28 protein-coding genes, 2 tRNA genes and 1 riboswitch are annotated in these 24,767 nt (G+C 73.3%); of the genes, 10 read left to right on the top strand and 20 right to left on the bottom strand.

Annotation, left to right across the window (positions count from 1 at the left end; genetic code table 11):
- Nucleotides 1–14: 14 nt before the first annotated feature.
- Entirely contained in the window at nt 15–710 is a 696-nt protein-coding gene (locus ACT7CP_RS07195; RefSeq protein ID WP_445443906.1) for a DUF8185 domain-containing protein, read from the bottom strand.
- 82 nt (nt 711–792) lie between these two features.
- Between ACT7CP_RS07195 and ACT7CP_RS07190 the strand changes: the two genes are divergently transcribed.
- Nucleotides 793–1,698, top strand: a complete 906-nt coding sequence (locus tag ACT7CP_RS07190; protein WP_445443905.1) for an acyl-CoA thioesterase — start codon at nt 793–795, stop codon at nt 1,696–1,698.
- A 19-nt stretch (nt 1,699–1,717) separates the two neighbouring features.
- Here the strand turns inward: ACT7CP_RS07190 and ACT7CP_RS07185 are convergent, their stop codons facing one another.
- The 7 genes from ACT7CP_RS07185 to msrA all read right to left on the bottom strand — a co-directional run bounded on the left by ACT7CP_RS07185 (nt 1,718) and on the right by msrA (nt 6,374).
- Nucleotides 1,718–2,197, bottom strand: a complete 480-nt coding sequence (locus tag ACT7CP_RS07185; protein WP_445443904.1) for an acyl-CoA thioesterase — start codon at nt 2,195–2,197, stop codon at nt 1,718–1,720.
- Nucleotides 2,198–2,201: 4 nt separating this feature from the next.
- Nucleotides 2,202–3,884, bottom strand: a complete 1,683-nt coding sequence (ettA, locus tag ACT7CP_RS07180) for an energy-dependent translational throttle protein EttA (RefSeq protein WP_307501586.1) — start codon at nt 3,882–3,884, stop codon at nt 2,202–2,204.
- A gap of 63 nt (nt 3,885–3,947) precedes the next feature.
- Nucleotides 3,948–4,433, bottom strand: coding sequence for a DUF6993 domain-containing protein (locus ACT7CP_RS07175; RefSeq protein ID WP_413963182.1), 486 nt, complete (start codon nt 4,431–4,433; stop codon nt 3,948–3,950).
- A complete protein-coding gene (locus ACT7CP_RS07170) occupies nt 4,430–4,993 on the bottom strand; it encodes a MarR family winged helix-turn-helix transcriptional regulator (RefSeq protein WP_413963183.1) in 564 nt (187 codons plus the stop codon). The genes ACT7CP_RS07175 and ACT7CP_RS07170 overlap by 4 nt, the downstream gene beginning before the upstream one ends.
- Nucleotides 4,990–5,379 carry a hypothetical protein gene (locus ACT7CP_RS07165; protein WP_445443903.1) on the bottom strand — a complete coding sequence of 130 codons (390 nt, stop codon included), beginning with the start codon at nt 5,377–5,379 and terminating at the stop codon, nt 4,990–4,992. Before ACT7CP_RS07165 ends, ACT7CP_RS07170 begins: the two co-directional genes overlap by 4 nt.
- A 136-nt stretch (nt 5,380–5,515) precedes the next feature.
- Nucleotides 5,516–5,740: a hypothetical protein gene (locus ACT7CP_RS07160; RefSeq protein WP_445443902.1), complete on the bottom strand. Its 225-nt coding sequence runs from the start codon at nt 5,738–5,740 to the stop codon at nt 5,516–5,518.
- Between the two features lie 106 nt (nt 5,741–5,846).
- Entirely contained in the window at nt 5,847–6,374 is a 528-nt protein-coding gene (gene msrA, locus ACT7CP_RS07155) for a peptide-methionine (S)-S-oxide reductase MsrA (RefSeq protein WP_445443901.1), read from the bottom strand.
- A gap of 170 nt (nt 6,375–6,544) precedes the next feature.
- Here msrA and ACT7CP_RS07150 point away from each other — a divergent pair, with 170 nt between their 5' ends.
- Both ACT7CP_RS07150 and ACT7CP_RS07145 read left to right on the top strand, forming a co-directional pair.
- The gene (locus ACT7CP_RS07150; protein WP_413963186.1) at nt 6,545–6,781 is read left to right on the top strand and encodes a hypothetical protein; all 237 of its coding nucleotides are present in this window, start codon (nt 6,545–6,547) and stop codon (nt 6,779–6,781) included.
- An 83-nt stretch (nt 6,782–6,864) separates the two neighbouring features.
- Nucleotides 6,865–7,572, top strand: coding sequence for a hypothetical protein (locus ACT7CP_RS07145; RefSeq protein WP_445443900.1), 708 nt, complete (start codon nt 6,865–6,867; stop codon nt 7,570–7,572).
- Between the two features lie 73 nt (nt 7,573–7,645).
- Here the strand turns inward: ACT7CP_RS07145 and nadE are convergent, their stop codons facing one another.
- The 4 genes from nadE to ACT7CP_RS07125 form a co-directional block, all read right to left on the bottom strand.
- Nucleotides 7,646–8,467 carry an ammonia-dependent NAD(+) synthetase gene (gene nadE, locus ACT7CP_RS07140; RefSeq protein ID WP_445443899.1) on the bottom strand — a complete coding sequence of 274 codons (822 nt, stop codon included), beginning with the start codon at nt 8,465–8,467 and terminating at the stop codon, nt 7,646–7,648.
- Nucleotides 8,468–8,509: 42 nt separating this feature from the next.
- Nucleotides 8,510–8,582, bottom strand: a tRNA-Arg gene (locus tag ACT7CP_RS07135).
- A gap of 14 nt (nt 8,583–8,596) precedes the next feature.
- Nucleotides 8,597–8,959, bottom strand: coding sequence for a thioredoxin family protein (locus ACT7CP_RS07130; RefSeq protein WP_445443969.1), 363 nt, complete (start codon nt 8,957–8,959; stop codon nt 8,597–8,599).
- Complete coding sequence (locus ACT7CP_RS07125) at nt 8,956–9,171, bottom strand: SCO4848 family membrane protein (protein ID WP_445443898.1); 216 nt, start codon at nt 9,169–9,171, stop codon at nt 8,956–8,958. The genes ACT7CP_RS07130 and ACT7CP_RS07125 overlap by 4 nt, the downstream gene beginning before the upstream one ends.
- A 58-nt stretch (nt 9,172–9,229) precedes the next feature.
- Here ACT7CP_RS07125 and orn point away from each other — a divergent pair, with 58 nt between their 5' ends.
- The 3 genes from orn (at nt 9,230) to ACT7CP_RS07110 (ending at nt 10,448) form a co-directional block, all read left to right on the top strand.
- Nucleotides 9,230–9,850 carry an oligoribonuclease gene (gene orn, locus ACT7CP_RS07120; protein ID WP_413963191.1) on the top strand — a complete coding sequence of 207 codons (621 nt, stop codon included), beginning with the start codon at nt 9,230–9,232 and terminating at the stop codon, nt 9,848–9,850.
- A gap of 43 nt (nt 9,851–9,893) precedes the next feature.
- Nucleotides 9,894–9,969: transfer RNA gene (locus ACT7CP_RS07115), tRNA-His, on the top strand.
- 128 nt (nt 9,970–10,097) lie between these two features.
- Nucleotides 10,098–10,448: a metallopeptidase family protein gene (locus tag ACT7CP_RS07110; RefSeq protein WP_445443897.1), complete on the top strand. Its 351-nt coding sequence runs from the start codon at nt 10,098–10,100 to the stop codon at nt 10,446–10,448.
- A 126-nt stretch (nt 10,449–10,574) separates the two neighbouring features.
- Here the strand turns inward: ACT7CP_RS07110 and ACT7CP_RS07105 are convergent, their stop codons facing one another.
- The 6 genes from ACT7CP_RS07105 to ACT7CP_RS07080 form a co-directional block, all read right to left on the bottom strand.
- Nucleotides 10,575–10,847, bottom strand: coding sequence for a hypothetical protein (locus ACT7CP_RS07105; protein ID WP_413963193.1), 273 nt, complete (start codon nt 10,845–10,847; stop codon nt 10,575–10,577).
- A 9-nt stretch (nt 10,848–10,856) separates the two neighbouring features.
- The gene (locus ACT7CP_RS07100) at nt 10,857–11,402 is read right to left on the bottom strand and encodes a nucleoside/nucleotide kinase family protein (protein ID WP_413963194.1); all 546 of its coding nucleotides are present in this window, start codon (nt 11,400–11,402) and stop codon (nt 10,857–10,859) included.
- Nucleotides 11,392–12,186 (bottom strand): energy-coupling factor transporter transmembrane component T family protein, encoded by a 795-nt coding sequence (locus tag ACT7CP_RS07095; RefSeq protein ID WP_445443896.1) that lies wholly within the window; start codon nt 12,184–12,186, stop codon nt 11,392–11,394. Before ACT7CP_RS07095 ends, ACT7CP_RS07100 begins: the two co-directional genes overlap by 11 nt.
- Complete coding sequence (locus ACT7CP_RS07090) at nt 12,183–13,730, bottom strand: ABC transporter ATP-binding protein (protein WP_445443895.1); 1,548 nt, start codon at nt 13,728–13,730, stop codon at nt 12,183–12,185. Before ACT7CP_RS07090 ends, ACT7CP_RS07095 begins: the two co-directional genes overlap by 4 nt.
- Before the next feature lie 2 nt (nt 13,731–13,732).
- Nucleotides 13,733–14,383 carry an ECF transporter S component gene (locus tag ACT7CP_RS07085; RefSeq protein WP_445443894.1) on the bottom strand — a complete coding sequence of 217 codons (651 nt, stop codon included), beginning with the start codon at nt 14,381–14,383 and terminating at the stop codon, nt 13,733–13,735.
- Between the two features lie 35 nt (nt 14,384–14,418).
- Nucleotides 14,419–14,519, bottom strand: a riboswitch (TPP riboswitch).
- Nucleotides 14,520–14,614: 95 nt separating this feature from the next.
- Nucleotides 14,615–14,947, bottom strand: coding sequence for a hypothetical protein (locus ACT7CP_RS07080; protein WP_012038119.1), 333 nt, complete (start codon nt 14,945–14,947; stop codon nt 14,615–14,617).
- A gap of 200 nt (nt 14,948–15,147) precedes the next feature.
- On the opposite strand from ACT7CP_RS07080, the gene glgX reads away from it, so the two are divergent.
- From glgX to ACT7CP_RS07060, 4 genes are all read left to right on the top strand, one after another.
- Entirely contained in the window at nt 15,148–17,352 is a 2,205-nt protein-coding gene (glgX, locus tag ACT7CP_RS07075) for a glycogen debranching protein GlgX (protein ID WP_413963199.1), read from the top strand.
- On the top strand, nt 17,349–19,694 hold the full coding sequence (gene treY, locus ACT7CP_RS07070; protein WP_445443893.1) for a malto-oligosyltrehalose synthase: 2,346 nt from the start codon (nt 17,349–17,351) through the stop codon (nt 19,692–19,694). The genes glgX and treY overlap by 4 nt, the downstream gene beginning before the upstream one ends.
- Nucleotide 19,695: 1 nt before the next feature.
- Nucleotides 19,696–21,498 (top strand): malto-oligosyltrehalose trehalohydrolase, encoded by a 1,803-nt coding sequence (gene treZ / locus ACT7CP_RS07065; RefSeq protein WP_445443892.1) that lies wholly within the window; start codon nt 19,696–19,698, stop codon nt 21,496–21,498.
- A 167-nt stretch (nt 21,499–21,665) separates the two neighbouring features.
- Nucleotides 21,666–22,979, top strand: coding sequence for a UDP-glucose dehydrogenase family protein (locus ACT7CP_RS07060; protein WP_445443891.1), 1,314 nt, complete (start codon nt 21,666–21,668; stop codon nt 22,977–22,979).
- Between the two features lie 24 nt (nt 22,980–23,003).
- Here ACT7CP_RS07060 and ACT7CP_RS07055 read toward each other — a convergent pair whose 3' ends face one another.
- Nucleotides 23,004–23,450 (bottom strand): DUF4190 domain-containing protein, encoded by a 447-nt coding sequence (locus tag ACT7CP_RS07055; RefSeq protein ID WP_445443890.1) that lies wholly within the window; start codon nt 23,448–23,450, stop codon nt 23,004–23,006.
- Between the two features lie 11 nt (nt 23,451–23,461).
- Nucleotides 23,462–24,754, bottom strand: coding sequence for a DNA polymerase IV (locus ACT7CP_RS07050; RefSeq protein WP_445443889.1), 1,293 nt, complete (start codon nt 24,752–24,754; stop codon nt 23,462–23,464).
- Between the last annotated feature and the right edge of the window lie 13 nt (nt 24,755–24,767).

Genomic DNA, 24,767 nt, shown 5'->3' with positions numbered 1-24,767 from the left:
CGGGAGACGCGCGCCTAGAGCCGGCGCACGAGCACGTGCCCGCGCGACGTCGTGAGGCGGGTCCACGGACCCGTGCGGAACACGGCCACCGGCGCCTCGCCGTCGTCCGCCGCGGCGTCGGGCGCCGGATCCGGCCCCAGGAACCCGAGGCTGTAGGCCGCGAAGGCGCCGCCGGCCAGCACGTCGGGCGCCCCCTCCACGGGGCGTCCCCACACCTCGCCGCGCACGCGCGTCACGATCTGCTCGCCGATGCCGGTGGGGACGGCCGCCGCCACCTCCTCGATGCCGGCGCGCGCCGCGTCCCGCAGGGCGGACGCCGCCACGTCGGCGATCCGCTCCCACCCCGCGCGCGGCGGCGAGATGCCCGCCCACGGCGCGGTGGCGGTGTCCGGCGGCACGAGCACGCCGACGGGCTCGCCCGGGGATCCGGTCGCCGGGCCCTCGAGGCGCGCGAGGCGGTCGAGGAGGGCCCGGATGGGCACGACGCTGTCGACGGGCGCCTGCGTCTCCGCGGCGAAGGTGCGGAGCCCGAGCACGGTCGGCGCGCGGTCGAGCAGGCCGGCGGGCTGCAGCACCGAGGTGTAGACGGCGAGCACGCCCCCGGATCCGATGAGGCGCACGGCCCCGTCGTCGACGCGGGCGGAGCGGCCGAGGAAGGTCTGCAGATCGCCGAGGGCGAGGGCGTCCCGGAGGGCGAAGGAGGGCGTCATGGCCTGTCTAAGCTACTGGATGCGCCCACGCGTTCCGCCGGGCGCCCGACCGCCCGAGGTCGGCCCGCCAGGCGGAGGACCCATGACCGACCACGCATCCGACACCCCGGCCGACGGCCCGCTCGCCGGCCTCCTCACCGCCCTCGACCTCACGGACACCGGCGCCCGCACGAGCGAGGACATCTCCACCGGCCCCTCGCAGTGGATGCCCATGGGCCGCGTCTTCGGCGGCCAGGTGCTCGCGCAGTCGCTCGTGGCCGCCATGCGCACCACCGACCCGGACCGCCGCCCGCACAGCATGCACGGCTACTTCCTGCGGCCCGGTGACGTCACGAAGCCGATCACCTTCTCGGTCGACCGCATCCACGACGGCCGCTCGTTCTCCACGCGCCGCACCCAGGCCTACCAGGACGGCCGCCCGATCCTCTCGATGATCGCGTCCTTCCAGGACGCCGACGAGGGCCTCGAGCACCAGGCGCCCATGCCCGAGGGGATCCCGGAGCCGGAATCGCTGCCGAGCGCGCACGACGTCCTGTCCCGCATCGATCACCCCGTCGCGAAGCACTGGGCGAACGACCGCCCGTTCGACATGCGGCACGTCGAGCAGCCCGTCTACTTCGGCGCCGCCGAGGAGCGCGTCGCCCACCAGGCCGTCTGGATCCGCGCCATCGGCCGCCTCCCCGACGACCCCGCGGTGCACCTCGCGTCGATGGCGTACGCGAGCGACTACTCGATCCTCGAGTCCATCTACCGCCGGCACGGCCTCTCGTGGGCGACGCCCGGCATCAAGACCGCGAGCCTCGACCACGCGATGTGGTTCCACCGACCCGGCCGCGCCGACGAGTGGATGCTCTACGTGCAGGAGTCGACGAGCGCGCAGGGCGGCCGCGGCCTGTCCCTGGGCCGCATCTACTCGCGCGACGGCGTGCTGCTGGCGAGCGTCGCCCAGGAGGGCATGGTCCGGGTGCCGCCCGAGGCGCAGGGCTGACCCGCGGGCCGCGTCGCGTTCAGCCGCGCCGGCTGAACGCCACGGGCTCCTCGACGTAGTCCGCCCACGCGGCGCGCTCGTCGTCGGTGATCCGACGCGGGCGGCCCGTCGCGGCGTCGACGAGCACGATGGTGGTCGACGCGCGCGCGTAGAGCTCCGACGGCTCGACGCCCGCGGGCGAGCGGAGCTCGTAGCAGGCCTCGAGGCTGGATCCGCCGAGGCGGCCGAGCCACACCTGGACGTCGAGCGGCCGCCGCCCGTAGGAGATCGGCCGGAGGTACTCGACCTCCTGCCGCGCGATCATCGTCATGGTGGCCGCGCCCGCGGTGGCGTCGATGAGCGCCATGCCCGGGTCCACGCCGTCGCCGTCAGCATCGCCGCGCCAGAACGCGCGGACGCGCGCCTCCTCCAGGAGTCGCAGCACCTCCACGTTGTTCACGTGGTCGTAGGCGTCGAGGTCGGCCCACCGGAGGTGGACCGGGACGTGGACCCGGGTCACGGGATCAGTCGCGCGTGAGCTTGCGGTACGCGGAGCGGTGCGGCTTCGCCGCGTCCGGGCCGAGTCGCTCGACCTTGTTCTCCTCGTACGCCTGGAAGTTGCCCTCGAACCAGTACCAGTTGGCCGGGTCCTCCTCCGTGCCCTCGTACGACAGGATGTGGGTCGCGATCCGGTCGAGGAACCACCGATCGTGGGTGATGACCACGGCGCAGCCGGGGAACTCGAGGAGCGCGTTCTCCAGGCTGCCGAGCGTCTCGACGTCCAGGTCGTTGGTGGGCTCGTCGAGGAGCAGCAGGTTGCCGCCCTGCTTGAGCGTCAGCGCGAGGTTGAGGCGGTTGCGCTCTCCACCGGAGAGGATGCCGGCCTTCTTCTGCTGGTCAGGTCCCTTGAACCCGAACGTGGAGACGTAGGCGCGCGCAGGCACCTCCTGCTTGCCGACCTGGATGTAGTCCTGCCCGTCGGAGACGACCTCGAACAGGGACTTCTCGGGGTCGATGCCGCCGCGGCTCTGGTCGACGTAGGAGATGTCGACCGTGTCGCCGATCCGAAGGTCGCCGCTGTCGAGCGGCTCGAAGCCGACGATGGTCTTGAACAGCGTGGTCTTGCCGACGCCGTTCGGGCCGATGACGCCGACGATGCCGTTGCGGGGCAGCGTGAACGAGAGGTCGTCGATGAGGACGCGCTCGCCGAACTGCTTGTGCAGCTTCGACGCGTCGATGACCTGGGATCCGAGGCGCGGGCCGACGGGGATCTGGATCTCCTCGAAGTCCAGCTTCCTCGTGCGCTCCGCCTCGGTCACCATCTCCTCGTAGCGCGCGAGGCGCGCCTTCGACTTGGCCTGACGGCCCTTGGCGTTGCTGCGGACCCAGTCGAGCTCCTCGGCGAGGCGCTTGGAGAGCTTCGCGTCCTTCTTGCCCTGGACGCTGAGGCGCTCCTGCTTCTTCTCGAGGTAGGTCGAGTAGTTGCCCTCGTACGGGTAGAGGCGCCCGCGGTCGACCTCGGCGATCCACTCGGCCACGTGGTCGAGGAAGTACCGGTCGTGGGTCACGGCGAGGACGGCGCCGGGGTACTTGGAGAGGTGCTGCTCGAGCCAGAGCACGCTCTCGGCGTCGAGGTGGTTGGTGGGCTCGTCGAGGAGCAGCAGGTCGGGCTTCTGGAGCAGCAGCTTGCAGAGCGCGACGCGGCGCTTCTCGCCTCCGGACAGGTTCGCGACCGAGGCGTCGCCCGGCGGGGTGCGCAGCGCGTCCATGGCCTGCTCGAGCTGTGAGTCGAGGTCCCACGCGTCGGCGGCGTCGATGGCCTCCTGCAGCGTGCCCATCTCGGCGAGCAGCGTGTCGAAGTCGGCGTCGGGCTCGGCCATGGCCGCCGAGATCTCGTTGAACCGGTCGATCTGCGCCTTGATCGGGCCGACGCCCTCCTGGACGTTCTCGAGGACGGTCTTCGACTCGTCGAGCTCGGGCTCCTGCATGAGGATGCCCACCGTGTAGCCGGGCGACAGCTTGGCCTCGCCGTTGCTGGGGGTGTCGAGACCCGCCATGATCTTGAGGATCGTGGACTTGCCCGCGCCGTTCGGTCCGACGACGCCGATCTTGGCGCCGGGGATGAACGACATGGTCACGTCGTCGAGGATCAGCTTGTCGCCGACCGCCTTCCGGGCGCGGACCATCGAGTAGATGTATTCAGCCATGGTCCGAGTCTATTGAGTGCCACCGGTCCCGGGATGCCGCCGCGCGCCCGTCGGGTGCGGCGCTCACCAGTCGATGGCGCGCGTCTGCCCCACGAGGCAGCGGCCGGACGACAGCGCCGGCTCGACGTGCGCGCTGAAGCCGTCCTGCGCGCGCTGCCCGATGAGGCACGCGTCCGCCAGGTGCACGGAGACGAGGATCGAGTCCACCGAGTTGCCGAGCGGCGTGCGGTCGGCGGTGACCTCCATGCGGTCCTTCGGGAACCCGGCGCCCACGAGCGCGTCGACGAGGTCGCGGCCCTGCGCGTTGGGGTCGCCCTCCACGACCGCGCGTGCGGTGGACTCGAACGCGGGGAGGTTCTCCTCCGCCGTCCCAGCCGCGTCGACCGGCGGGATGGTCGGCGCGGCGGAGGGCGCCTCGGCGCCGGGGCTCCCGGAGACCGCGGCGGGCGTCGGCTCGGCCGGTGCGGGCGCGGGCGCCGACGTGCAGCCGGCGAGGAGGAGGGCGGCGACGAGCACGGGCGCCACGAGGGCGCGGGTGGCGCGGGTCACGCCGCGGACTCGTCCGCGCAGGACCGGTCGGCGTCGTGGTCGGTGGCCGGGGGGATGGCCAGGTCGTCGCCGTCGGCGCTCCCCCGGCCGTCGTCGAGGGAGGATGCGCGCATGCTGGTGAGGATATCCCGCGCGATGCGCTCGAGCTGCGCGGTCTGCTCCGACGTGAGCGGGTCGAACACCGTGCGGAGCACCTCCTCGGCGTGTCCCGGGGCGGCCGCCACGAGGGTGGCGCGGCCCTCGTCGGTGAGCTCGGCGAGGAGGCTCCGGCCGTCGTGCGGCGACCGCGACCGTCGGACCCAGCCCAGCTGCTCCAGGCGCGTCACGGCGTGGGACGTGCGGCTGGCCGACGCCTGCAGCGCCCGGGCGAGCACGCTCATCGGGAGCGCGCCGCCCTCGGCCTCGGAGAGCCGGACGAGGATCATGTAGTACGCGTGCGGCATGCCGGCGTCCCGGAGGAGCTCCCGCTCGATGCGCTCGCTGACGTGGTTCAGGGCGACGATCACGGTCCGCCAGGCGCGCTGCTGGTCCGGCTCGAGCCACCGGGGGGATCCGCTCATGGTGCGATCCTAGGCTCCGGCGGTACGGCAGTGGCGGAGACCGGCCCGGAGCGGGCGAGCACCACATCCGCGTCGAGCTCCACCGCGTCGTCCTCCGGCCGCGCAGCCCGTCGGGCCCGGAGCCGGCCGACGACCACCACCTCGTCCCCGACCCCGAGGGCGTCCAGCATGACGGCCGCGCCGGTTCCCGCGCACACGGCGAGCACGGCGGGTGCGCCGGTCGCGTGCGGGTCCCCCGTGCCGTCGCGACCGCCCACGAGGAGGCTGGCCACCTCCCAGCCGTCGGTCGTGCGCAGCGCTCGCGGCGGCCCGGCGACGCATCCGTGCAGGGCGACCCGTGCCTCCGCTCGTCGGTCGGCCCCCGCGATGCCCGTGCTGTCCGCCATGCCGCTCCCCTGTACCGCGGTCGGACGACCGCGGGGAGATCATGCGCGCCGGATCGCCGGGACCGGGCCACGGCCGCGACATGCGCGGCGGGCCGCCCGGGCCGGTCCCTGGGGAGGAGCGGCGGCAGCCCGCCGCTCAGTGCTCGGAGAAGCGGAGGTCCTCGTCCCGACCCGCGCGCAGGGCGGACTTCGCGATCTCCAGGGTGGGGTATGTGCCGGCGACGACGCCGCGGTGCAACGACCGCACCTCGTAGCCGTCCTCGTGGGAGTGGATGGAGGCGAGCGCGCCCGTGGCTCCGAAGGCCACCCAGGTCTTGCCCGCGGTGCGCGGGACCCCGCTCGTCGTCGTGCTGGTGGTCATCGACATCGTCGTCGCCTCTCCTCCCCGGGCTCCGTCGCCCGGACGTGCCGATGGTACGCCGACGCCCCGCGGCCGTACAGGCCGCGGGGCGTCGTGGGGAGGTGGATCAGGCGGCGCGCACGTACTGCGCGAACGACTTCCGCACCTTGTTGACCTTGGGCACGGCGACGGCGTTGCAGTAGCCCTGGCCCGGGTTCTTGGCGAAGAAGTCCTGGTGGTACTCCTCCGCGTCGTACCACGTGCCGACGGGCTCGATGGTCGTGACCGCCGTGCCGTCCCACAGCTCGCCGGCGCGCGCGATGGCGTCCCGGAAGAGCTGCTCCTGCTCGGCGTCCGCGGGGAACATGGCCGAGCGGTACTGGGTGCCGACGTCGGCGCCCTGGCGGTTGAGCTGGCGCGGGTCGTGCAGCGTGAAGAACACGTCGAGGATGACGTCGGCGGGGATGACCTCCTCGTCGAAGACCACCTTCACCGCCTCCGCGTGCCCGGTCGCGCCCGTGCACACGGCGTCGTAGGAGGGGTGGGCGGTGTGGCCGCCGATGTAGCCGGAGATGACGTCCTGGACGCCGTCGAGGGTGCGGTAGACCGCATCGAGGCACCAGAAGCAGCCGCCGGCGAGGATGAATGTCTGCATGAGAGATGAACCTACTTCCCGTCGATGCGCGCGAGGTCCGCGGCGGTCGACATGGGAGGGAACCGTCATCGGCCGCCGCCCATTCCAGCCGCCCGCGATGTCGGTGGTGCCCCGTAGCTTCGGGGACATCGAGACACCGCCGGGCCGGCGGCACGCGGACGGAGGACACCATGCCCAGCATCACCTACACCCCCCTCGCGCGCACCGCCGTGCAGGTGCGCGAGCTGCACGACGGCCTGCTGCGCGTCACCCGGCCGGACGGCGCGGTGCTCGGCTACGTCGAGCGCATGCACGAGCCGCAGGGCGAGCGGTTCCGGGCGAAGCGGCTCCGTCGGGATGCCCAGGGCTTCGTGCCCCTCGGCGACTTCTGGGCGCTGCAGGACGCCGTCGACTGCCTCCGCTTCTGAGTCGCGCCAGCCGATGAGCACGCGGCGCGACGCGCCCGCGCCGCCTCCCGGACGGCGCCCGGCACGCGGGGTACGGTCACCGCATGCAGTGGTGGAATGATCTCCTCGATGCCCTCGCGTCCGATCGGGGCACGCAGCTCCTCTCGGGCGTCGTCGTCCCCTTCGTCGCCATCGTGGTCGCCGGCGTCCTCGCCGCGCTCATCGCGCGCGGCGCCACGCAGCGGATCCTCGTGCGGCACGACCGCGAGGTGAAGGCCGCGGCCATCGGCATGCTCGTCGACGCCGCGCGCCAGGCCTCGGTCTGGGACGGCCTCACCGCGCAGGAGCGCGTCCTCGCCGACCGCGCCGCGGGCGAGGCCGACATCCGCATCCGCCTCCTCCCCGTGAAGGGCGCCGCGACGGCCGCCACCTGGGCCGCGCACGAGATCACCGAGTTCAAGCGCGGGAGCGGCAGCTTCGGCTTCCAGTTCGACGCGCAGCTCGCCGAGTTCCGCGACCGCATCGTCGAGTGGCAGCACCACCCGGGGCGCGCCCGCAAGATCTTCCAGGGCGACATCGCCCGCTGGCAGTTCGAGGACGACCAGCCCGCCGCCGACGGCGGGCCCTCCCGCTCCGAGGCACGGCAGCCCGAGCAGACCGCGGTCTCCCCCGTCCCGGTGCCCTGGCGCAGCGGATCGGACGACCAGCCCGCCGCCGAGCGCCGCGTGGAGTCGCCCGACGAGCAGTACAGCCCGCCCGTCCCCTACTCGGCGGCCGCGAACTCCCGAGCCGCGGAGGGCGAGCGCCGCTGACCTCGGCCCCCGCACGACGACGCCCCGCCCCTCTCGGAGGGGCGGGGCGTCGTGGCGTCCGCGAGGGACGGGGTCACTTCCACCAGTCGTCGAACATCGAGGCGGGCACGCGGCGCTTGTGCTCGGTGCTGAGGTAGCGCGCCTCGATGGCCTCCGCCACCTCGTCGTCGACCTCGCCGCCTTCGAGGAAGTCGTCGATGTCCGCGTAGGTGAGGCCGAGGTTCGCCTCGTCGGTCTGGCCGGGCGTCTCGTCGAGGAGGTCGGCCGTCGGCGCCTTCAGGTACAGGCGCTCGGGCGCGCCCAGGTGCTCGAGCAGGGCGCGGCCCTGGCGCTTGGTGAGCCCGGTGAGCGGGAGGACATCCGCGCCGCCGTCGCCGTACTTCGTGAAGAAGCCCGTGACGGCCTCGGCCGCATGGTCCGTGCCGATCACGAGGAGGCGGGCCTGGCCGGCCAGCGCGTACTGGGCGACCATGCGCGAGCGCGCCTTGACGTTGCCCTTCGTGAAGTCGAGCATCCGGTGCCCGGCGGCGTCGGCGTACTCCGCCTCGAACCCGTCGACCGCGCGCTTGATGTCGAACACGACGCTCGACTTGGGCTGGATGAAGCGGAGCGCGAGCTGCGCGTCCTCCTCGTCGGCCTGCACGCCGTAGGGGAGGCGCACGGCGACGAACTCGGCGAGGAGCCCCTCCGCCGCGAGCTCCTCGATCGCGAGCTGGGCCAGGCGTCCGGCGAGGGAGGAGTCCTGTCCGCCGCTGATGCCGAGGACGAAGCCCTCCGCGCCGGTCGACCGGAGGTAGGCCTTGAGGAAGTCGACGCGCTTGCGGACCTCGTCGGCGGGATCGATGGTCGGGCGCACCTCGAGGGCGGCGATGATCTGTGACTGGATGTCGCGCATGCGTCGAATCTACGTGGATCCGGCGGGCCGCGACAGCGGGGGTCCCCCCGGCGCGACTCGAACGCGCAACCGTCGGATTAGAAGGCCGATGCTCTATCCATTGAGCTACGGGGGGTCGTGAGAAGGGTACTACGCGGGGTCCGACGGACCCGGAGCGGCGGGCGCCCCGGTCGCGGCCTCGTCCAGCGCCCGCGCGACCGCCTGCAGGACCTGCGGCGCCGTGGGGACGCCCTCGGCGCGGAGGACCTCGCGGTCGTCCGTGAGCACGAGGATCGTGGGCGTGGAGCGGATGCCCTCCTCCTCGGCCCGGTCCGGATGCGCCGCCACGTCGAGCTCCTCGACGGGGAGCCAGGGCAGCAGCCGCTGGACCTCCGCGAGCACCTTCCGCGTCGCCTGGCAGGGCACGCAGAAGAGCGAGGAGAACATGACGACACGGACGCCGTCGGCCGCCGCGGGACCCGTCGCCCCGGACGCGGGATCGCCGGCGGTCAGGAGAGGAACCCCGCGACGGCGGCGACGATCGAGACGAGCGCGAGGAGGAGCGACACCGACACGAGCACGAGGTGCACCGTGAAGAACGGCGTGCGGGATCCGTCGGCGGCGCGCGCCCGCGGATCCTTCGCGACGCGCTTCAGGAACTGCGGCCAGACGATGACGTTCCAGACGCCGTTGACGACCAGGAGGACGGCCAGGAGGGTGATCACTCCCCCATGGTAGGCGGCCGGGATCCGTGCCGTCCGAGGCCGCCGATAGGATCGCGGGATGGGCAACAACGCTGACCGGCTGGTATGGATCGACTGCGAGATGACGGGGCTCGACCTCGCGATCGACGAGCTGGTGGAGGTCGCGGTGGTCGTCACCGACTTCGACCTCGTGCCCGTGGACGACGGCTTCAGCATCGTGATCAACCCGGACCCCGCTGCCCTCGCCAACATGGGCGAGTTCGTCACCGACATGCACCGCTCCTCGGGCCTCCTCGACGAGATCCCCGCGGGCGTCAGCCTCGCCGACGCCGAGTTCGCGGTGATCGAGTACCTGCTGCAGCACGTGCCCACCGGTGGCAAGGCCCCGATCGCCGGCAACACCATCGGCACCGACCGCGCGTTCCTCGCGAAGTACATGCCGCGGGTCGACGCGCACCTGCACTACCGGAGCGTCGACGTCTCCTCCATCAAGGTGCTCGCGAAGGAGTGGTTCCCCCGGATCTACTTCAACGCCCCCGCGAAGAACGGCGGCCACCGCGCCCTCGCCGACATCCTCGAGTCGATCCGCGAGCTCGAGTACTACCGCCGGGCCGCCTTCGTGCCGGCACCCGGCCCCGCGACCGAGGACGTGCAGGCCATCTCCGCGGACGTCACGTCCGCGTGGGCCCCGCGGCTGTAGTATCCTCGTCATGGCCGTCCGCGAGAGCGGGATCGGCCGCATGGTGGGCGTAGCTCAGTTGGCAGAGCGCTGGCTTGTGGAGCCGGAAGTCGCGGGTTCGAGCCCCGTCGTCCACCCCACCGGGAAGGGCCGGGATCCGAGAGGGTCCCGGCCCTTCCGTCGTCTCCGTGCCGTCGTCTGCGCGCGACCGGCCCCGGCAGGCTGCCGCGGCGGGATCCGCCCGTACGGCGTGTGCGAGGGTGGACCCGTGCTGCACTGCGATCCCGAGGACTTCGAGCGACTGGTGGTCGACGAGCTCGACGAGCTGCCGGACGAGATGGTCGACGGCCTCGACAACGTCGTGTTCGTCGTCGAGGACCGGCCCGAGGACGGCTCGCTCGACCTCCTGGGCCTCTACGACGGCGTGGCCATGACCGAGCGCGGCCAGTACGGGTTCGGCGAGATGCCCGACCGGATCGTCGTGTACCGCGAGCCGCACCTGCACGAGGCCGAGGACCTGGACGACCTGCGCGACCTCGTCCACGTCACGCTCGTGCACGAGATCGCGCACTTCCACGGCATCGACGACGACCGGCTGCACGAGCTCGGCTGGGCCTGAGCTCGACGGCCCCTCGCCCGGTCATCGCCTACCCCGGACGCACGACGCCGGACGCACGACGACCCCGGTGCCGCGTGGCGGGCCGGGGTCGTCGTCGAGGCGCTCGCGCGCCGGGAGGGAGAGGGGTCAGAGCTCGAGGGACTCGTCGTCGCCCTCGCCGAGCACGTCGTCGCTGCCGTCGGCCACGAACGTGTAGGTGACGCGCTGCTCGCCCGCGACCTCGGAGACCGCGCCGGCGCGGTACTGGAACAGCGACTCCTTGCCCTCCACCGCGGACATCGTGCTGATGGTCTCGTCGTGCTGGCCGTCCACGAGGACGCGGGTCTCGGTGGTGCCTTCGAGGGGGCCGTCAGCGAAGACGGCGAGGTAGCGGACGTCGGTGGGTGCGGAATCGGTCATGGGCTCAGGCTACCCGGCCGTCGCGACGGCGTCCGTGCGCACGACGACGTCGGCCAGGGCACGCGGATCCTCCCGCGCGAGGTGGGCGCGCCACTGGGCGTCCCACCGCTCCCACTCGACGGCGAAGGACGCGCCGTCGCGGGCGATGGCGCGGGACCGGCGCACGGCGTCGTCGGCCTCCACCCACACGCGGCGGGTGGCGAGGCGGGCGGAGACGCGGGTGAGGGAGCCGCAGCCCTCGACGACGAGCGGGCGGGCCGGATCCAGGTCGTGCCATCCCGCGGGGGCGTCAGCCGCCCAGTCCCAGCGGCGCCACCGAGGTCGACCGCCCGGGCGCATCTCCGGGAGCACGGCCTCGAGGTGGCGCGAGGCGGCCTCCAGGCCGTCCCAGCCCGGGTAGACGTCGTCGAGGCGGAGGAGCTGCGCACCGGGCGCCAGGTGCGCGGCGGGGTCGCCCTCGCGGATGAGGGCGTCCGCGAGGGTGGACTTGCCGGATCCGGACGGGCCGTCGACGAGGACCAGCGCCGGGCGCCGCTCCCCCGCGTCAGGCCGCAATGAAGTCCCACGTCCCGGCCGCCACCGACGCCGTCACGGACGCGGCGGCCACCAGCACCGCGACGGCCAGCACGAGGGCCTCGCGCCGCCCGACGACACTGGGCCGGGCCCACGTCCGGGCCCCCGGACCGCCGAAGCCGCGCGCCTCCATCGCGGTCGCGAGCTTGCTGCCGCGGCGGATCGAGAGCACGAGCAGCGCGAACGCCTGGCCGGCGAAGCGGCGGACCCGGCCCCGGTCGGCCACGCCGCGCGCACGGCGCGCGAGCTCCAGGGACCGCCAGTCGTCGAGGAGCAGGCCGACCAGACGGACGCCCGCGAGGGCCCCGAGGACGAAGCGCGACGGCAGGCGCCACACCTGCGCGAGGCCGTCGGCGAGGTCCGTCGGGTCGACGGAGGAGAAGAGGATCAGCGACGCCACGCCGATCGCGAGCACGCGGAGCGTCGTGGCGACCGCGAGCAGCACCGAGCCCTCGCTGATCACCACGAGGAGGAACTGGGCGTACACGTCGCCCGACGTGCGGCCGTACAGCAGGATCGTGATCCCTGCACCGGGCGCCGCGATCCAGATGGGGATGCCGCGCACGAGGAGCGCGCGCGGCCGGATCCCCGTGGCGGGCAGGAGCAGCAGCTCCAGCAGGAGCGCCGTGCCGGCGGACACGACGTCGAGGCTGAGCACGAGGACGAGCGTCAGCGCGAGGGCGGCGGCGAGCCGGGCGACCGGGTTCACCGACGCGAGACCCGTGGCGCGGGAAGCGGGCAGGACCTCGGGCGGCGCGGCGCTCATCGCACGACCTCGAGCCGCGCGGGCCCGCCGGGGACGGGATCGAGGCGCAGCACGTCGTCCGCGAGCGCGCGGACGAGGTCCGCGTCGTGCGTCACGGCGAGCACCCCGACGCCCTCGCGGTCGACCAGGTCGGCGAGGAGCGCCACGAGCTCGGCCCACGTGCGGGCGTCCTGCCCGAAGGTCGGCTCGTCGAGGACGAGGAGGCGCGGCGCGGTCGCGAGGGCCGTCGCCACCGACAGGCGGCGCTTCTCCCCGCCGGAGAGCGTGAACGGGTTCGCCCGCGCGAGGCCGTCGAGCCGCAGGCGGACGAGCAGCTCGTCGACGCGGCGCGCGGCCTCCGCCGGGTCCATGCCCACGGCGCGCGGGCCGACCTCGAGCTCTTCGCGCACGGTGGCGGCGAGGAACTGGTGCTCGGGATCCTGGAAGACGGTGCCGATGCGGGCGGCGAGCTCGCGGGAGCGCCAGGCGGCGGGATCCTCGGCCAGGCCGTCGGCCAGCCGCGGCTCGGCGCGGACGCGGCCCGACGACGGAGGCAGCAGGCCGCCGAGCGTCAGGGCGAGCGTGCTCTTGCCGCCGCCGTTGGGGCCGGTGAGCGCGGTGGTCCGGCCCGCGGAGAGGCGGACGCCGATCGCGTCGGCCACGGCCGCGCCGCGACCCCGCCCGACGGCGAGGCCCTCCGCCCGCACGAGCGGCACGGGGGCGGCGGCCACGCGGACGGGCGCCGCGGGCTCGCGCCCGGGGACCCAGACGCCGACCGCGGCGAGCGACGCGCCCTGCTCGCGGAGGACGTCGTCCGGTGCGCCGTCGGCGAGGATCCCGCCGTCGGCGGCGAGGACGACCACGCGGTCGACCAGGTCCCGCCACACGGCGACGCGGTGCTCGATGACGACGAGCGTCGCGCCGGTCGCCTCGACCACCGCCTCCACGGCCCGGCGGACCTCGCCGACGCCCTCGGGGTCGAGGTTCGCGGTGGGCTCGTCGAGGAGGAGGAGCCCCGGCCGCATCGCCAGCACGCCGGCGAGGGCGAGCCGCTGCTTCTGCCCGCCGGACAGCGCGGTCGTCGAGCGATCGAGCGCGACGTCGAGGCCGACGGCGTCGAGAGCGGTGCGCACGCGCGGCCAGATCTCGTCGCGCGGGACGCCGAGGTTCTCGCAGCCGAACGCGACGTCGTCGCCCACGCGGGAGAGGATCACCTGGGCGTCCGGGTCCTGCAGGACGAGCCCGGCGCGGCCCCGCTGGGACGCCGGATCGCGGCCGTCCACGAGCAGGGATCCGCGCGTCTCGCCCTCGTCGTCGCCGCCGAGGACCCCGGCCAGCGCGTGCATGAGCGTCGTCTTGCCGGCCCCGGACGCGCCGAGCAGGAGCACGCGCTCCCCCGGCTCGATCGCCAGGTCGACGTCGCGCACGGCCCAGGCGCTCCGGCCGGCGTGGCGCCAGCCCCACCCGGCGGCGCGGACGGACGCCCCGCCGCGGACGTCGGCCGAAACCTCCACGCCGGGGAGCGGGACCCGGGCGGGCGGCGCCCCGCGGCCCGGACGCCGCACGGTCAGACGCGGGCCGCGGTGTCGCGGCCCGAGGCGAAGCGCGACAGCGCGCCCGTGCGGGCGAGCGCCCGCGCCACGAGCCAGGACAGCATGCCCGCGATCACAGCGCCGGACACGAGCGCCGCGCCGGTGTAGATCGCGACGAACAGGGGGCTGGATCCCGGGTAGTAGGTGATGAGGTCGGTGATCGCCATGCCGAGCCCCGCGCCCATGCCCGCGAGGACGGCGACGTAGGCCCGCCAGTTCGCGTAGAGGAAGACGAGGAGGACGAGCTCCGCGCCGAGCCCCTGCGTGAGGCCCGAGAGCAGCGTCCCGACGCCCCACACGTTGCCGACGAGCATCGAGACGAACGCCGCCAGCAGCTCGCCGTAGAGGGCGGCGCCGGGCTTGCGGATCACGATGCCGGTGAGGACGCCGGCGAAGAGCCACCCGCCGCCGGCCAGGGCCTGGAGACCCGGGAGGAGGGGCTCGAAGAGGCCGCTGACGGGGACGGACGCCGTGTTCCAGACGACGAAGACGAGCCCGGAGGCGACGCCGAGGACGCTGGCCACGACGATGTCGATGACGCGCCAGCGGGCCCGGAGGCCGGAGCGCGGGACGCGGGGGTCCGCGTCGACGGAGGCGGATGCGGTGGACGAGGGTGATGCGGTCACTTGTCGTGCCCTTCTGGTATGCGGAAGAGGGCACGGGTACGAGATGAAAGCCTCCCTGCGCTGGCATGATCCAGATCAGGTTCGACGGTCGAAGATTGGGGATCTTCCTCTCAGCCCGGCTCACCGGACTCCCGTGTTCACCGCGATCCTAGCGCGAGCGGCACGCCCCGGACGCACGGGAGCGCGGACGCCCGAGGGCACCCGCGCTCCGCGGCGGACGGTGGGGAGGCGCTACTTGAGCGTCTTGATGAGCTTGACGAGCACCTTGCCCGAGATCCAGATGACGGGCGTCGCGACCGCGAGCAGCGCGATCACGTTCGGCTGGAAGCGCACCTCGCCGTCGGTCGCGATGTACGCGCCGATGGGCCAGGTCGCGCCGCCGCCCCCGCCGCCGCCCGCGACGTTGCCGTCGGAGTCGGGCAGGTCGCTGCCCCCGCCGAAGCCGTACCAGGCGAATGCCACCGGCACGATGGTCGAGCCGTCGATGTCGAGGGGGTCGCCGTAGACCGTCCCCACTCCGGCGTTCTTCACGTTCTCTGCGAGCTGTGCGACGAGGTTGGTCATGGGTCCCACCGTACCCCGCGGGCCCGCGGAGGATGCGGGTCGATCCGGGTCCTCGCGGTACCCTCGCCCCTGGTGCGTCGCTGCGTCGCATCCGGCCTCCCGCCGTTGCGGCCCACGCGGATCCACCGCCTGCCCCGCCCCCGACGGACCCGCGCACGCGCGCCCCGCCGGTGGACGAGTCGACCCAACTGGAGGACCACTTGCACACCTGGCCCGGAAACCCCTACCCCCTCGGCGCGACCTTCGACGGGAGCGGCACGAACTTCGCCCTCTTCAGCGAGATCGCCGACGCCGTGCAGCTGTGCCTCATCGACGAGGACGGCACCGAGACCCGCGTGGACGTGACCGAGGTCGACGCCCACGTCTGGCACTGCTACCTCCCGCACGTGCAGCCGGGCCAGCGCTACGGCTACCGGGTGACCGCGCCCTACGAGCCGGAGAACGGCCACCGGTCGAACCCCGCGAAGCTCCTGCTTGACCCCTACGCCAAGGCCACCTGCGGCGAGTTCGACTGGCACCCGTCGCTGTTCGCCTACGAGTTCGGCGACCCGTCCAGCCGCAACGACGAGGACTCGGCTCCGCACATGATGCTCGGCGTCGTCGTCAACCCGTTCTTCGATTGGGACGGCGACCGCCTCCCCCGAACGCCCTACAGCGAGACCGTCGTCTACGAGGCGCACGTCAAGGGGCTCACCCAGCTGCACCCGCGGATCCCCGAGGAGCTGCGCGGCACGTACGCCGGCATCGCGCACCCCGCGGTCATCGACCACCTGCAGCACCTCGGCGTCACCGCCATCGAGCTCATGCCCGTGCACCAGTTCGTGCAGGACAACACGCTGCTGGAGAAGGGCCTCCGCAACTACTGGGGCTACAACACGATCGGGTTCTTCGCGCCGCACAACGCGTACTCGTCCACGGGCGAGCTCGGCCAGCAGGTGCAGGAGTTCAAGTCCATGGTGCGGGCGCTGCACGCGGCCGGCATCGAGGTCATCCTCGACGTGGTCTACAACCACACGGCCGAGGGCAACCACCTCGGGCCGACGCTCTCGTTCAAGGGCATCGACAACCAGGCCTACTACCGGCTCATGGAGGACGACCCCACCTACTACATGGACTACACGGGCACCGGCAACTCGCTCAACGTCCGCCACCCGCACTCGCTGCAGCTGATCATGGACTCGCTGCGCTACTGGGTGACCGAGATGCACGTCGACGGCTTCCGCTTCGACCTCGCGTCGGCGCTCGCGCGCGAGTTCTACGACGTCGACAAGCTCGCCACCTTCTTCGAGCTCGTGCAGCAGGACCCGGTGGTGTCGCAGGTCAAGCTCATCGCGGAGCCGTGGGACGTCGGCCCCGGCGGGTACCAGGTGGGCAACTTCCCGCCCCAGTGGACCGAGTGGAACGGCAAGTACCGCGACACCGTGCGCGACTTCTGGCGCGGCGAGGCGTCGTCCCTCGGGGAGTTCGCGGCGCGGATCACGGGCTCCGCCGACCTCTACGAGCACTCCGGCCGCCGCCCGGTCGCGTCGATCAACTTCATCACCGCACACGACGGCTTCACCATCGCCGACCTGGTCTCGTACAACGAGAAGCACAACGAGGCCAACGGCGAGGACAACAACGACGGCGAGAGCCACAACCGCTCGTGGAACATGGGCGTCGAGGGTCCGACGGACGACCCGGTGATCGCCACGCTCCGCGGCCGCCAGCAGCGCAACATGCTCGCCACGATGCTGCTCTCGCAGGGCGTGCCGATGATCCTGCACGGCGACGAGCTCGGCCGCACCCAGCAGGGCAACAACAACACCTACGCGCAGGACAACGAGATCAGCTGGGTGCACTGGGACCAGGCCGACCAGCCGCTCGCGGAGTTCACCGCGAGCGTCGTGCGCCTCCGCAAGGAGCACCCGACCTTCCGGCGCGGGCGCTTCTTCGACGGCCGGCCCGTGCGCCGCGGCGAGGGCGAGCCGCTCCCCGACATCGTGTGGCTCGACGCCGACGCGACGCCGATGGTCGACGACGACTGGGAGTCCGGCCTCCGCGCCATCGGCATGTTCCTCAACGGCAACGGGATCCGCGGGCGCGACCGCCGCGGCGAGGACATCTACGACACCCACTTCCTCCTCTACTTCAACGCGCACGACGAGCCGGTGTCCTTCACGCTCCCGTCGGACGAGTACGCGGACGCGTGGGAGACCGTGATCGACACCGCGGGCGTCGGAGCCGACTCGACGGCCCTCCGCGCGAGTAGCGTCGTGGATGTGGCGGCCAAGGCGCTCGTGGTGCTGCGCGCCTACACCGAGCCCGAGGTGGAGCCCGACCACTCGGTCGCGGCCAGCCTCGCCGTCCTCACCCACTCGCAGGCCGACCGGCCCGCCGCAGATCCAAGGAGCGACATCAGTTGAGAACCCCCATCTCCACCTACCGGTTCCAGGTGCGGGAGTCGTTCGACCTCGCCGCCGTGGCCGAGCAGCTGCCCTACGTGAAGGACCTCGGCGCGGACTGGGTGTACCTCAGCCCGATCCTCACGGCCGAGCCCGGATCCGACCACGGCTACGACGTTGTCGACCACTCGCAGGTCGACCCGACGCGCGGCGGGGCCGCGGGCCTGAAGGCCGTCGCCGACCGGGCCCACGAGCTGGGGATGGGGGTGCTCGTCGACATCGTCCCGAACCACGTCGGCGTCGCCACGCCCGTGGAGAGCCTGTGGTGGTGGGACCTCCTCACGCACGGCACCGCGAGCCGCTACGCGGACGCCTTCGACATCGACTGGGACTTCGGCCGCGGCAAGGTGCGGATCCCCGTGCTCGGCGACGGCGACGACGAGCTCGACCAGCTGCAGCTGGCCCGCGGCGACGACGGCACGGTCGAGCTCCGGTACTACGACCAGCGGTTCCCCGTCGCGCCCGGCACGGCCGAGGACGCGGCGGACGCCCGCACGGTGCACGAGCGCCAGTCCTACGAGCTCGTCAACTGGCGCCGCGCGGACGCCGAGCTCAACTACCGCCGCTTCTTCGCGGTCAACACGCTCGCGGGCATCCGCGTCGAGCTCCCGCGGGTCTTCGAGGAGTCGCACGAGGAGATCTCCCGCTGGTTCCGCGAGGGCCTCGCGGACGGCCTCCGGGTCGACCACCCGGACGGCCTGCTCGACCCGAAGGGCTACCTCGACGACCTGGCGCGGCTCACGGGCGGAGCGTACGTGCTCGTGGAGAAGATCCTCGAGCCCGGCGAGACGCTGCCCACCGACTGGGCGACCGCCGGCACGACGGGCTACGACGCGCTCGCGGAGATCGACCGCGTGCTCGTCGACCCCGACGGCCAGGTCGAGCTCGACCACCTCGACGCCGCGCTCCGCGGCCTGCCCCAGGGCGAGCTCACGAACTGGGCCGACATGATCCGCGGCACGAAGCGCGCCATCGCCGACGGGATCCTCCGCAGCGAGGTGCTCCGCCTCGAGCGCCTCGTGGAGGACGCGCCCGCCGACGCCGCGGACGCCATCGCCGAGCTGCTCGCCACCTTCCCCGTCTACCGCAGCTACCTGCCCGGCGGGATCGAGCACCTCGAGCAGGCCGCCGACGCCGCCCGCCTCAGCCGGCCGGACCTCGTCGCGACCATCGGCGCGCTCATGCCGCAGCTGTCCGACCCGACGACGCTCGTGGCGCAGCGCTTCCAGCAGACGAGCGGCATGGTGATGGCGAAGGGCGTCGAGGACACGGCGTTCTACCGCTACTCGCGCCTCGTCTCGCTCAACGAGGTCGGCGCGGACCCGTCGATCTTCGCGATCGACGTCGACGACTTCCACGCGCGCCAGCAGGAGCGCCAGCGCATCGCGCCGCACGCGATGACCACGCTGTCGACGCACGACACCAAGCGCGGCGAGGACGTGCGCGCCCGCATCGACGTGCTCTCCGAGACGCCCGAGGCCTGGCGCGACGCGCTCGGCCAGCTGCGCGAGGTCGCCCCGACCGGCGACGGCCCGTTCGAGAACCTGCTCTGGCAGACGCTCGTCGGCACCTGGCCCGCCTCGCGCGAGCGCCTGCACGCGTACGCCGAGAAGGCCTCCCGCGAGGCCGGCGACTCGACCATGTGGACCGCGCCCGACGAGGCCTTCGAGGAGCGCATGCACGCCCTCGTCGACGCCGCCTTCGACGACCCGCGCGCCCGCACCATCGTCGCCGGGCTCTACGACCGGCTCTCCGGTCCCGGCTGGTCGAACTCGCTGGCGGCCAAGGCCATCCAGCTCACGGCCCCGGGCATGCCCGACGTCTACCAGGGCAGCGAGCTGTGGGAGACGAGCCTCGTGGATCCCGACAACCGCCGCGAGGTCGACTTCGGCATGCGCCGCTCCGCCCTCGACGCCGTGCTCAAGGGCGCCGAGCCCGGGATCGACGAGACCGGCGCCGCGAAGCTCCTGGTCACCGCGCGGGCGCTCCGCCTCCGCCGCGACCACCCGGAGCTGTTCACCGGCTACGAGCCCGTGCACGCGACCGGCGACGCCGCGTCGCACGTCATCGCCTTCGACCGGGGCGGCGCGATCACGGTCGCGACCCGCCTCCCCGTGGGCCTCGAGACCGGCGGCGGATGGGGCAGCACGTCCCTGACGCTGCCCGAGGGCGAGCTCGTCGACCACGTCAGCGGACGCCGCGTCGACGGCGGCCGCGTGTCCGTCGCCGCCCTCCTCGCCGACTACCCGGTCGCGATCCTCGCGCCCGCCTCCACCGCCGCCGATCTCACCCCCGGGAGCTGACATGACCGACGACCGCTTCGACATCTGGGCCCCGAAGGCCCGCACCCTCGCCCTGTCCGTGGGCGACGAGCGCCTGCCGCTCTCGCCCGTGGGCGACGGCTGGTGGACCCTCGACGCCGAGCGCGCCGAGGCCCTGCCCTCCGGCGACCTCGACTACGGCTACCTCGTGGACGACTCCAACACCCCGCTGCCGGATCCGCGCTCCCGCCGCCAGCCCGAGGGCGTCCACGGCCGCTCGCGCACCTACGACCCGTCGTCCTTCGCGTGGACGGACCAGGCGTGGACCGGCCGCCAGCTCGCCGGCGCCGTCATCTACGAGATGCACATCGGCACCTTCACGCCCGAGGGCACGCTCGACTCCGCCATCGACCGGCTCGACCACCTCGTCGCGCTCGGGGTCGACCTGGTGGAGGTGCTGCCGGTCAACGGCTTCAACGGGACGCACAACTGGGGCTACGACGGCGTCCTCTGGTACGCCGTGCAGGAGACCTACGGCGGACCCGAGGCGTACCAGCGCTTCGTCGACGCGTGCCACGCGCGCGGCCTCGGCGTCGTGCAGGACGTCGTCTACAACCACCTCGGACCGTCGGGCAACTACCTGCCCGAGTTCGGCCCGTACCTCCACGAGGCGTCCGCGAACACGTGGGGCTCCAGCCTCAACCTCGACGGCGAGGACTCCGGCCCCGTCCGCGAGTACATCATCGACAACGCCCTCATGTGGCTCGGCGACTACCACGTCGACGCCCTCCGGCTCGATGCGGTGCACGCGCTCGTCGACCACACGGCCACGCACCTCCTCGAGGAGCTGGCGGTGCAGGTCGACGTGCTGTCCGCGCACGTGGGTCGCCCGCTCACGCTCATCGCGGAGTCCGACCTCAACGACCCGAAGCTGATCACCTCGCGCGAGGCGCACGGCTACGGGCTCGACGCGCAGTGGAGCGACGACTTCCACCACGCGGTCCACGTCGCGCTCACGGGCGAGACCACGGGCTACTACGCGGACTTCGCCTCGCTCGGGGCGCTCGCCAAGGTGATCACGCGCGGCTTCTTCCACGACGGCACGTGGTCGTCGTTCCGCGGCCGCGTGCACGGGCGCCCGCTCGACACCGAGCGGATCCCGGCGCACCGCCTGGTCGTCGCGAACCAGAACCACGACCAGATCGGCAACCGCGCGACGGGCGACCGCCTCACCGCGACGCTCGACGAGGGCGGGCTCGCGCTGGCCGCGGTCCTCACGCTCACGTCGCCGTTCACCCCGATGCTCTTCATGGGCGAGGAGTGGGGCGCGACCACGCCGTGGCAGTTCTTCACGTCGCACCCCGAGCACGACCTCGGCGAGGCGACCGCGAAGGGCCGCATCGAGGAGTTCGAGAAGATGGGCTGGGACGAGTCCGTCGTGCCGAACCCGCAGGACCTCTCGACCTTCCAGGACTCGAAGCTCGACTGGTCGGAGCTGTACGGCGCGGCCGACGCGGACTCGCCGCACGCGCGCCTGTTCGCGCTCTACTCCGAGCTGATCCGCCTCCGCCGTGCGCACCCCGACCTCACCGACCCCCGGTTCGCCGAGGTCGAGGTCGAGGTGCACGAGGAGGCGCGCCTCCTGGTGATGGACCGCGGCGAGCTCTCGATCGTCGTGAACCTGTCCGACGAGGAGCGCCGCGTGCCCGTCGTCGGCGAGCGTCCCGCCCTGCTGCTGCGCACCGCGCCGGGCGTCGCGCTGGGTGACGACGAGGTCGTGCTGCCCGCGCGCACGGCCGCGATCCTCGGCCCGGTGACGGACACCGCGGAGGCCCTGCTGGCCTGATCCACCGCACCCGGGGCGGGGTCCGACGCGGCGCGCGAGCGCTCGTCGGGCCCCGCCCTTCGTCGTCCTTCGTGCGTGCTAGGTTCGTCCTGGCCGGGGCTGGGGGGCACGCCGACGTTGTTCCCGCATGTGCAGCCGGAGGCTCCAACTCCAGGGAACGGACACTCGTGCGCATTTCTGTCATCGGCTGCGGATACCTCGGCGCCGTCCACGCGGCGAGCATGAGCCGGCTCGGCCACGAGGTCGTCGCCGTCGACGTGGACGCGGCCAAGATCGCCGCCCTCCAGTCGGGCGTGGCGCCGTTCTTCGAGCCCGGGCTGCCGGAGCTGCTCACCGAGCAGCTCGCCACGGGCCGCCTCCGGTTCACGACGGACATCGCCGAGGCCGCAGGAGCCCGGGTCCACTTCGTCGCCGTCGGGACGCCGCAGAGGCGCGGCGAGAACGCCGCCGACCTCACGTACGTGGACGCCGCGATCGACGCGCTCATCCCCCACCTCGCCGACGGCGACGTGGTGGCAGGCAAGTCCACTGTGCCCGTCGGGACCGCGCGCCGCCTCGCCGAGCGCGTCCACGCGCGGGTGCCCGGGGCGATCCTCATGTGGAACCCGGAGTTCCTCCGCGAGGGCTTCGCCATCGTGGACACGCTGACGCCCGACCGCTTCGTCTACGGCCTGCCCGCGGGCGACGCCGGCGAGGCTGCCCGCGCCGCGCTCGACGAGGTCTACGCCACGGCCCTCGCCACGGGGACCGCGCGCGTCACGACCGACTACGAGACCGCGGAGCTCGTCAAGGTGTCGGCCAACGCGTTCCTCGCGACCAAGATCTCCTTCATCAACGCCATGGCGGAGGTGTGCGAGGCGACCGGCGCCGACGTCACGCAGCTCGCGGACGCCATCGGGTACGACGACCGCATCGGCCGCCGGTTCCTGAACGCCGGTATCGGATTCGGCGGCGGCTGCCTGCCGAAGGACATCCGCGCGTTCATGGCGCGCGCGGGCGAGCTCGGGGCCGACCAGGCGCTCACGTTCCTCCGCGAGGTGGACTCCATCAACATGCGGCGGCGGGTGCGCGCGGTGGACGTGGCGCGCGAGGTGTGCGGAGGATCCCTGCTCGGCCGCAACATCGCGGTTCTCGGCCTCGCCTTCAAGCCGGAGTCCGATGACGTGCGCGACTCCCCCGCGCTGAGCATCTCCGCGCAGCTGCAGCTGCAGGGCGCGCGCGTGCTGGCCACGGACCCCTATGCCAACGAGAACTCGCGGCGCCGGTTCCCCGAGCTCACCTACGTCGACACCTGGCAGGAGGCGGCGCGCGACGCCGACGCGGTCATGGTGCTGACGGAGTGGAAGCAGTACCGCGCCATCGACCCCGCGGAGCTGAAGGCGATCGTGGCCACGCCCGTCATCGTCGACGGCCGCAACTGCCTCGACCCCGTCGCGTGGCGCGCCGCCGGGTGGCGCTACCGGGGCATGGGTCGGCCGTAGGACGACGCGGACGCCGCCCTGCGGTCAGCGGCCGCTCGTCGCGGCGACACCCGCGACGGTCGTCCCCGCGGCCAGGAGGAACAGGATCACCGCCACCGGGATCAGCAGCAGGAGGCCGTTGAGCACGAGCCCGGTGATCGCGAAGCCGCGGCCGGCCGGCTCCTTGCGCACGCCCACGATGCCGAGGATGAGCCCGACGATCGGGCACACGACGGTCCAGAAGAGGACCAGCGAGACGAGGCCCAGCACCATCGACGTGATGCTGAGGCCCTTGGGCGGCGCCGCCGCGTAGACGGGCTGACCCCAGGGGATGACGGCCGGCGTGGGCGGGACCGGTGCGGGCGCCAGGCCGTAGGGCGCGACGGGCGGGGCCGGCGGCGGGACGGGCGCCCCGGCGGGCGGCGACCCCGGTGCCCGCGATCCCTCCTCGGCGGACGGGTGGGAGGGGGCGGGCGCGGCGGGATCGGTCATGGTGGTCCTCGTCAGTCGGGCGGGTGTCCCGGGACGGTACCGCGCGACGTCGCCTCCGAGCGCGGATCCGACACAGCGGTGCGCTTCGCGCCCGGACGGCGGAGGAGCGACGCCGGGCCGATGGCGCCGCGGCCGAAGCGCTCCGCCGCCTGGTCGACCGTGCGCTCGGCCTCGCGCCAGCCCTCGTCGGCGTCCCACAGGGCGACCGCGCGGTTGTCGGCGTCGTCGAGCTGCTCGGCGCGGACGCCCACCAGCCGGATGCGGTCGCCGGGCCGCGCGACCTGGTCGTACACGTCGCGGATCTCGTCGTAGATGCGGCGCGCCACGTCGGTGGGCTCGGACAGCGTGCGCGAGCGCGTGATGGTACGGAAGTCGGAGTAGCGGAGCTTGAGCGAGACCGTGCGGGCGGTGAGCCCGGCCCGCCGCAGCCGCTCGGCGACGCGCGTGGCCTGGCCGAGGAGCTCCCGGCGGACGATGCCCGGATCCGTCACGTCGTCGTGGAACGTGTTCTCGTGGCCCATGCTCTTCTCCTCGCGGTGGGTGCTGACCCGCCGCGGGTCGCGCCCCCAGGAGAGGTCGTGCAGCCGCGCGCCCGCGGACTCGCCCAGCATGGACTGCAGCGTGGGCAGGGGCGTGTCGGCGATGTCCGCGACCGTGCGGAGCCCGCGGCGGAGGAGCGACTCCTCGGTGGTCTTCCCGACGCCCCACAGCGCGCCCACCGGCAGCGCGTGCAGGAAGGGCAGCGTCTCCGCCGCGGGGATGACGAGCAGGCCGTCCGGCTTGCACCGCGTGCTCGCGAGCTTGGCGACGAACTTGGTGGACGCCGCGCCGACCGAGCAGGTGAGGCCCGTCTCGGCGTGCACGCGGCGGCGGATCATGGCGCCGATCTCGGCCGGCGACCCGAAGAGCCCGCGCGCGCCGGCCACGTCGAGGAACGCCTCGTCGATGCTGAGCGGCTCGACGAGCGGCGTGACGTCGCGGAAGACGCCCATGACGACCATCGACCAGTGCACGTACTTCTCCATGTGCCCGCCGATGACCGTGGCCTGCGGGCAGAGGCGCAGCGCCTGCGCCATGGGCATGGCCGAGCGGACGCCGAAGCGGCGCGCCTCGTAGGTGGCGCTCGTGACGACGCCGCGGCCCGAGGAGCCGCCCACGATGACCGGCGTGCCGCGGAGCTCCGGGCGCTCGAGCAGCTCGACGGCCGCGAAGAACGCGTCCATGTCGACGTGGAGGATGGTCGCCTCGGAGTCGTCCGCGCTCGCGTCGGACGTGCGCCTCGTGGATCCGTCCTGCCTGCTCATGTCGTGTCCACGC

The organism is Clavibacter rahimiani (genome assembly GCF_052654495.1).
This window is presented reverse-complemented; position numbering and strand designations above follow the sequence as displayed.

Excerpts from the sequence above, each read along its gene's own strand:
- ACT7CP_RS07195 (WP_445443906.1), bottom strand. The coding sequence starts at position 710 with ATGACGCCCTCCTTCGCCCTCCGGGACGCCCTCGCCCTCGGCGATCTG.
- ACT7CP_RS07190 (WP_445443905.1), top strand. The coding sequence starts at position 793 with ATGACCGACCACGCATCCGACACCCCGGCCGACGGCCCGCTCGCCGGC.
- ettA (WP_307501586.1), bottom strand. The coding sequence starts at position 3,884 with ATGGCTGAATACATCTACTCGATGGTCCGCGCCCGGAAGGCGGTCGGC.
- ACT7CP_RS07170 (WP_413963183.1), bottom strand. The coding sequence starts at position 4,993 with ATGAGCGGATCCCCCCGGTGGCTCGAGCCGGACCAGCAGCGCGCCTGG.
- ACT7CP_RS07165 (WP_445443903.1), bottom strand. The coding sequence starts at position 5,379 with ATGGCGGACAGCACGGGCATCGCGGGGGCCGACCGACGAGCGGAGGCA.
- ACT7CP_RS07160 (WP_445443902.1), bottom strand. The coding sequence starts at position 5,740 with ATGACCACCAGCACGACGACGAGCGGGGTCCCGCGCACCGCGGGCAAG.
- msrA (WP_445443901.1), bottom strand. The coding sequence starts at position 6,374 with ATGCAGACATTCATCCTCGCCGGCGGCTGCTTCTGGTGCCTCGATGCG.
- ACT7CP_RS07150 (WP_413963186.1), top strand. The coding sequence starts at position 6,545 with ATGCCCAGCATCACCTACACCCCCCTCGCGCGCACCGCCGTGCAGGTG.
- ACT7CP_RS07145 (WP_445443900.1), top strand. The coding sequence starts at position 6,865 with ATGCAGTGGTGGAATGATCTCCTCGATGCCCTCGCGTCCGATCGGGGC.
- nadE (WP_445443899.1), bottom strand. The coding sequence starts at position 8,467 with ATGCGCGACATCCAGTCACAGATCATCGCCGCCCTCGAGGTGCGCCCG.
- orn (WP_413963191.1), top strand. The coding sequence starts at position 9,230 with ATGGGCAACAACGCTGACCGGCTGGTATGGATCGACTGCGAGATGACG.
- ACT7CP_RS07105 (WP_413963193.1), bottom strand. The coding sequence starts at position 10,847 with ATGACCGATTCCGCACCCACCGACGTCCGCTACCTCGCCGTCTTCGCT.
- ACT7CP_RS07095 (WP_445443896.1), bottom strand. The coding sequence starts at position 12,186 with ATGAGCGCCGCGCCGCCCGAGGTCCTGCCCGCTTCCCGCGCCACGGGT.
- ACT7CP_RS07080 (WP_012038119.1), bottom strand. The coding sequence starts at position 14,947 with ATGACCAACCTCGTCGCACAGCTCGCAGAGAACGTGAAGAACGCCGGA.
- treZ (WP_445443892.1), top strand. The coding sequence starts at position 19,696 with ATGACCGACGACCGCTTCGACATCTGGGCCCCGAAGGCCCGCACCCTC.
- ACT7CP_RS07055 (WP_445443890.1), bottom strand. The coding sequence starts at position 23,450 with ATGACCGATCCCGCCGCGCCCGCCCCCTCCCACCCGTCCGCCGAGGAG.
- ACT7CP_RS07050 (WP_445443889.1), bottom strand. The coding sequence starts at position 24,754 with ATGAGCAGGCAGGACGGATCCACGAGGCGCACGTCCGACGCGAGCGCG.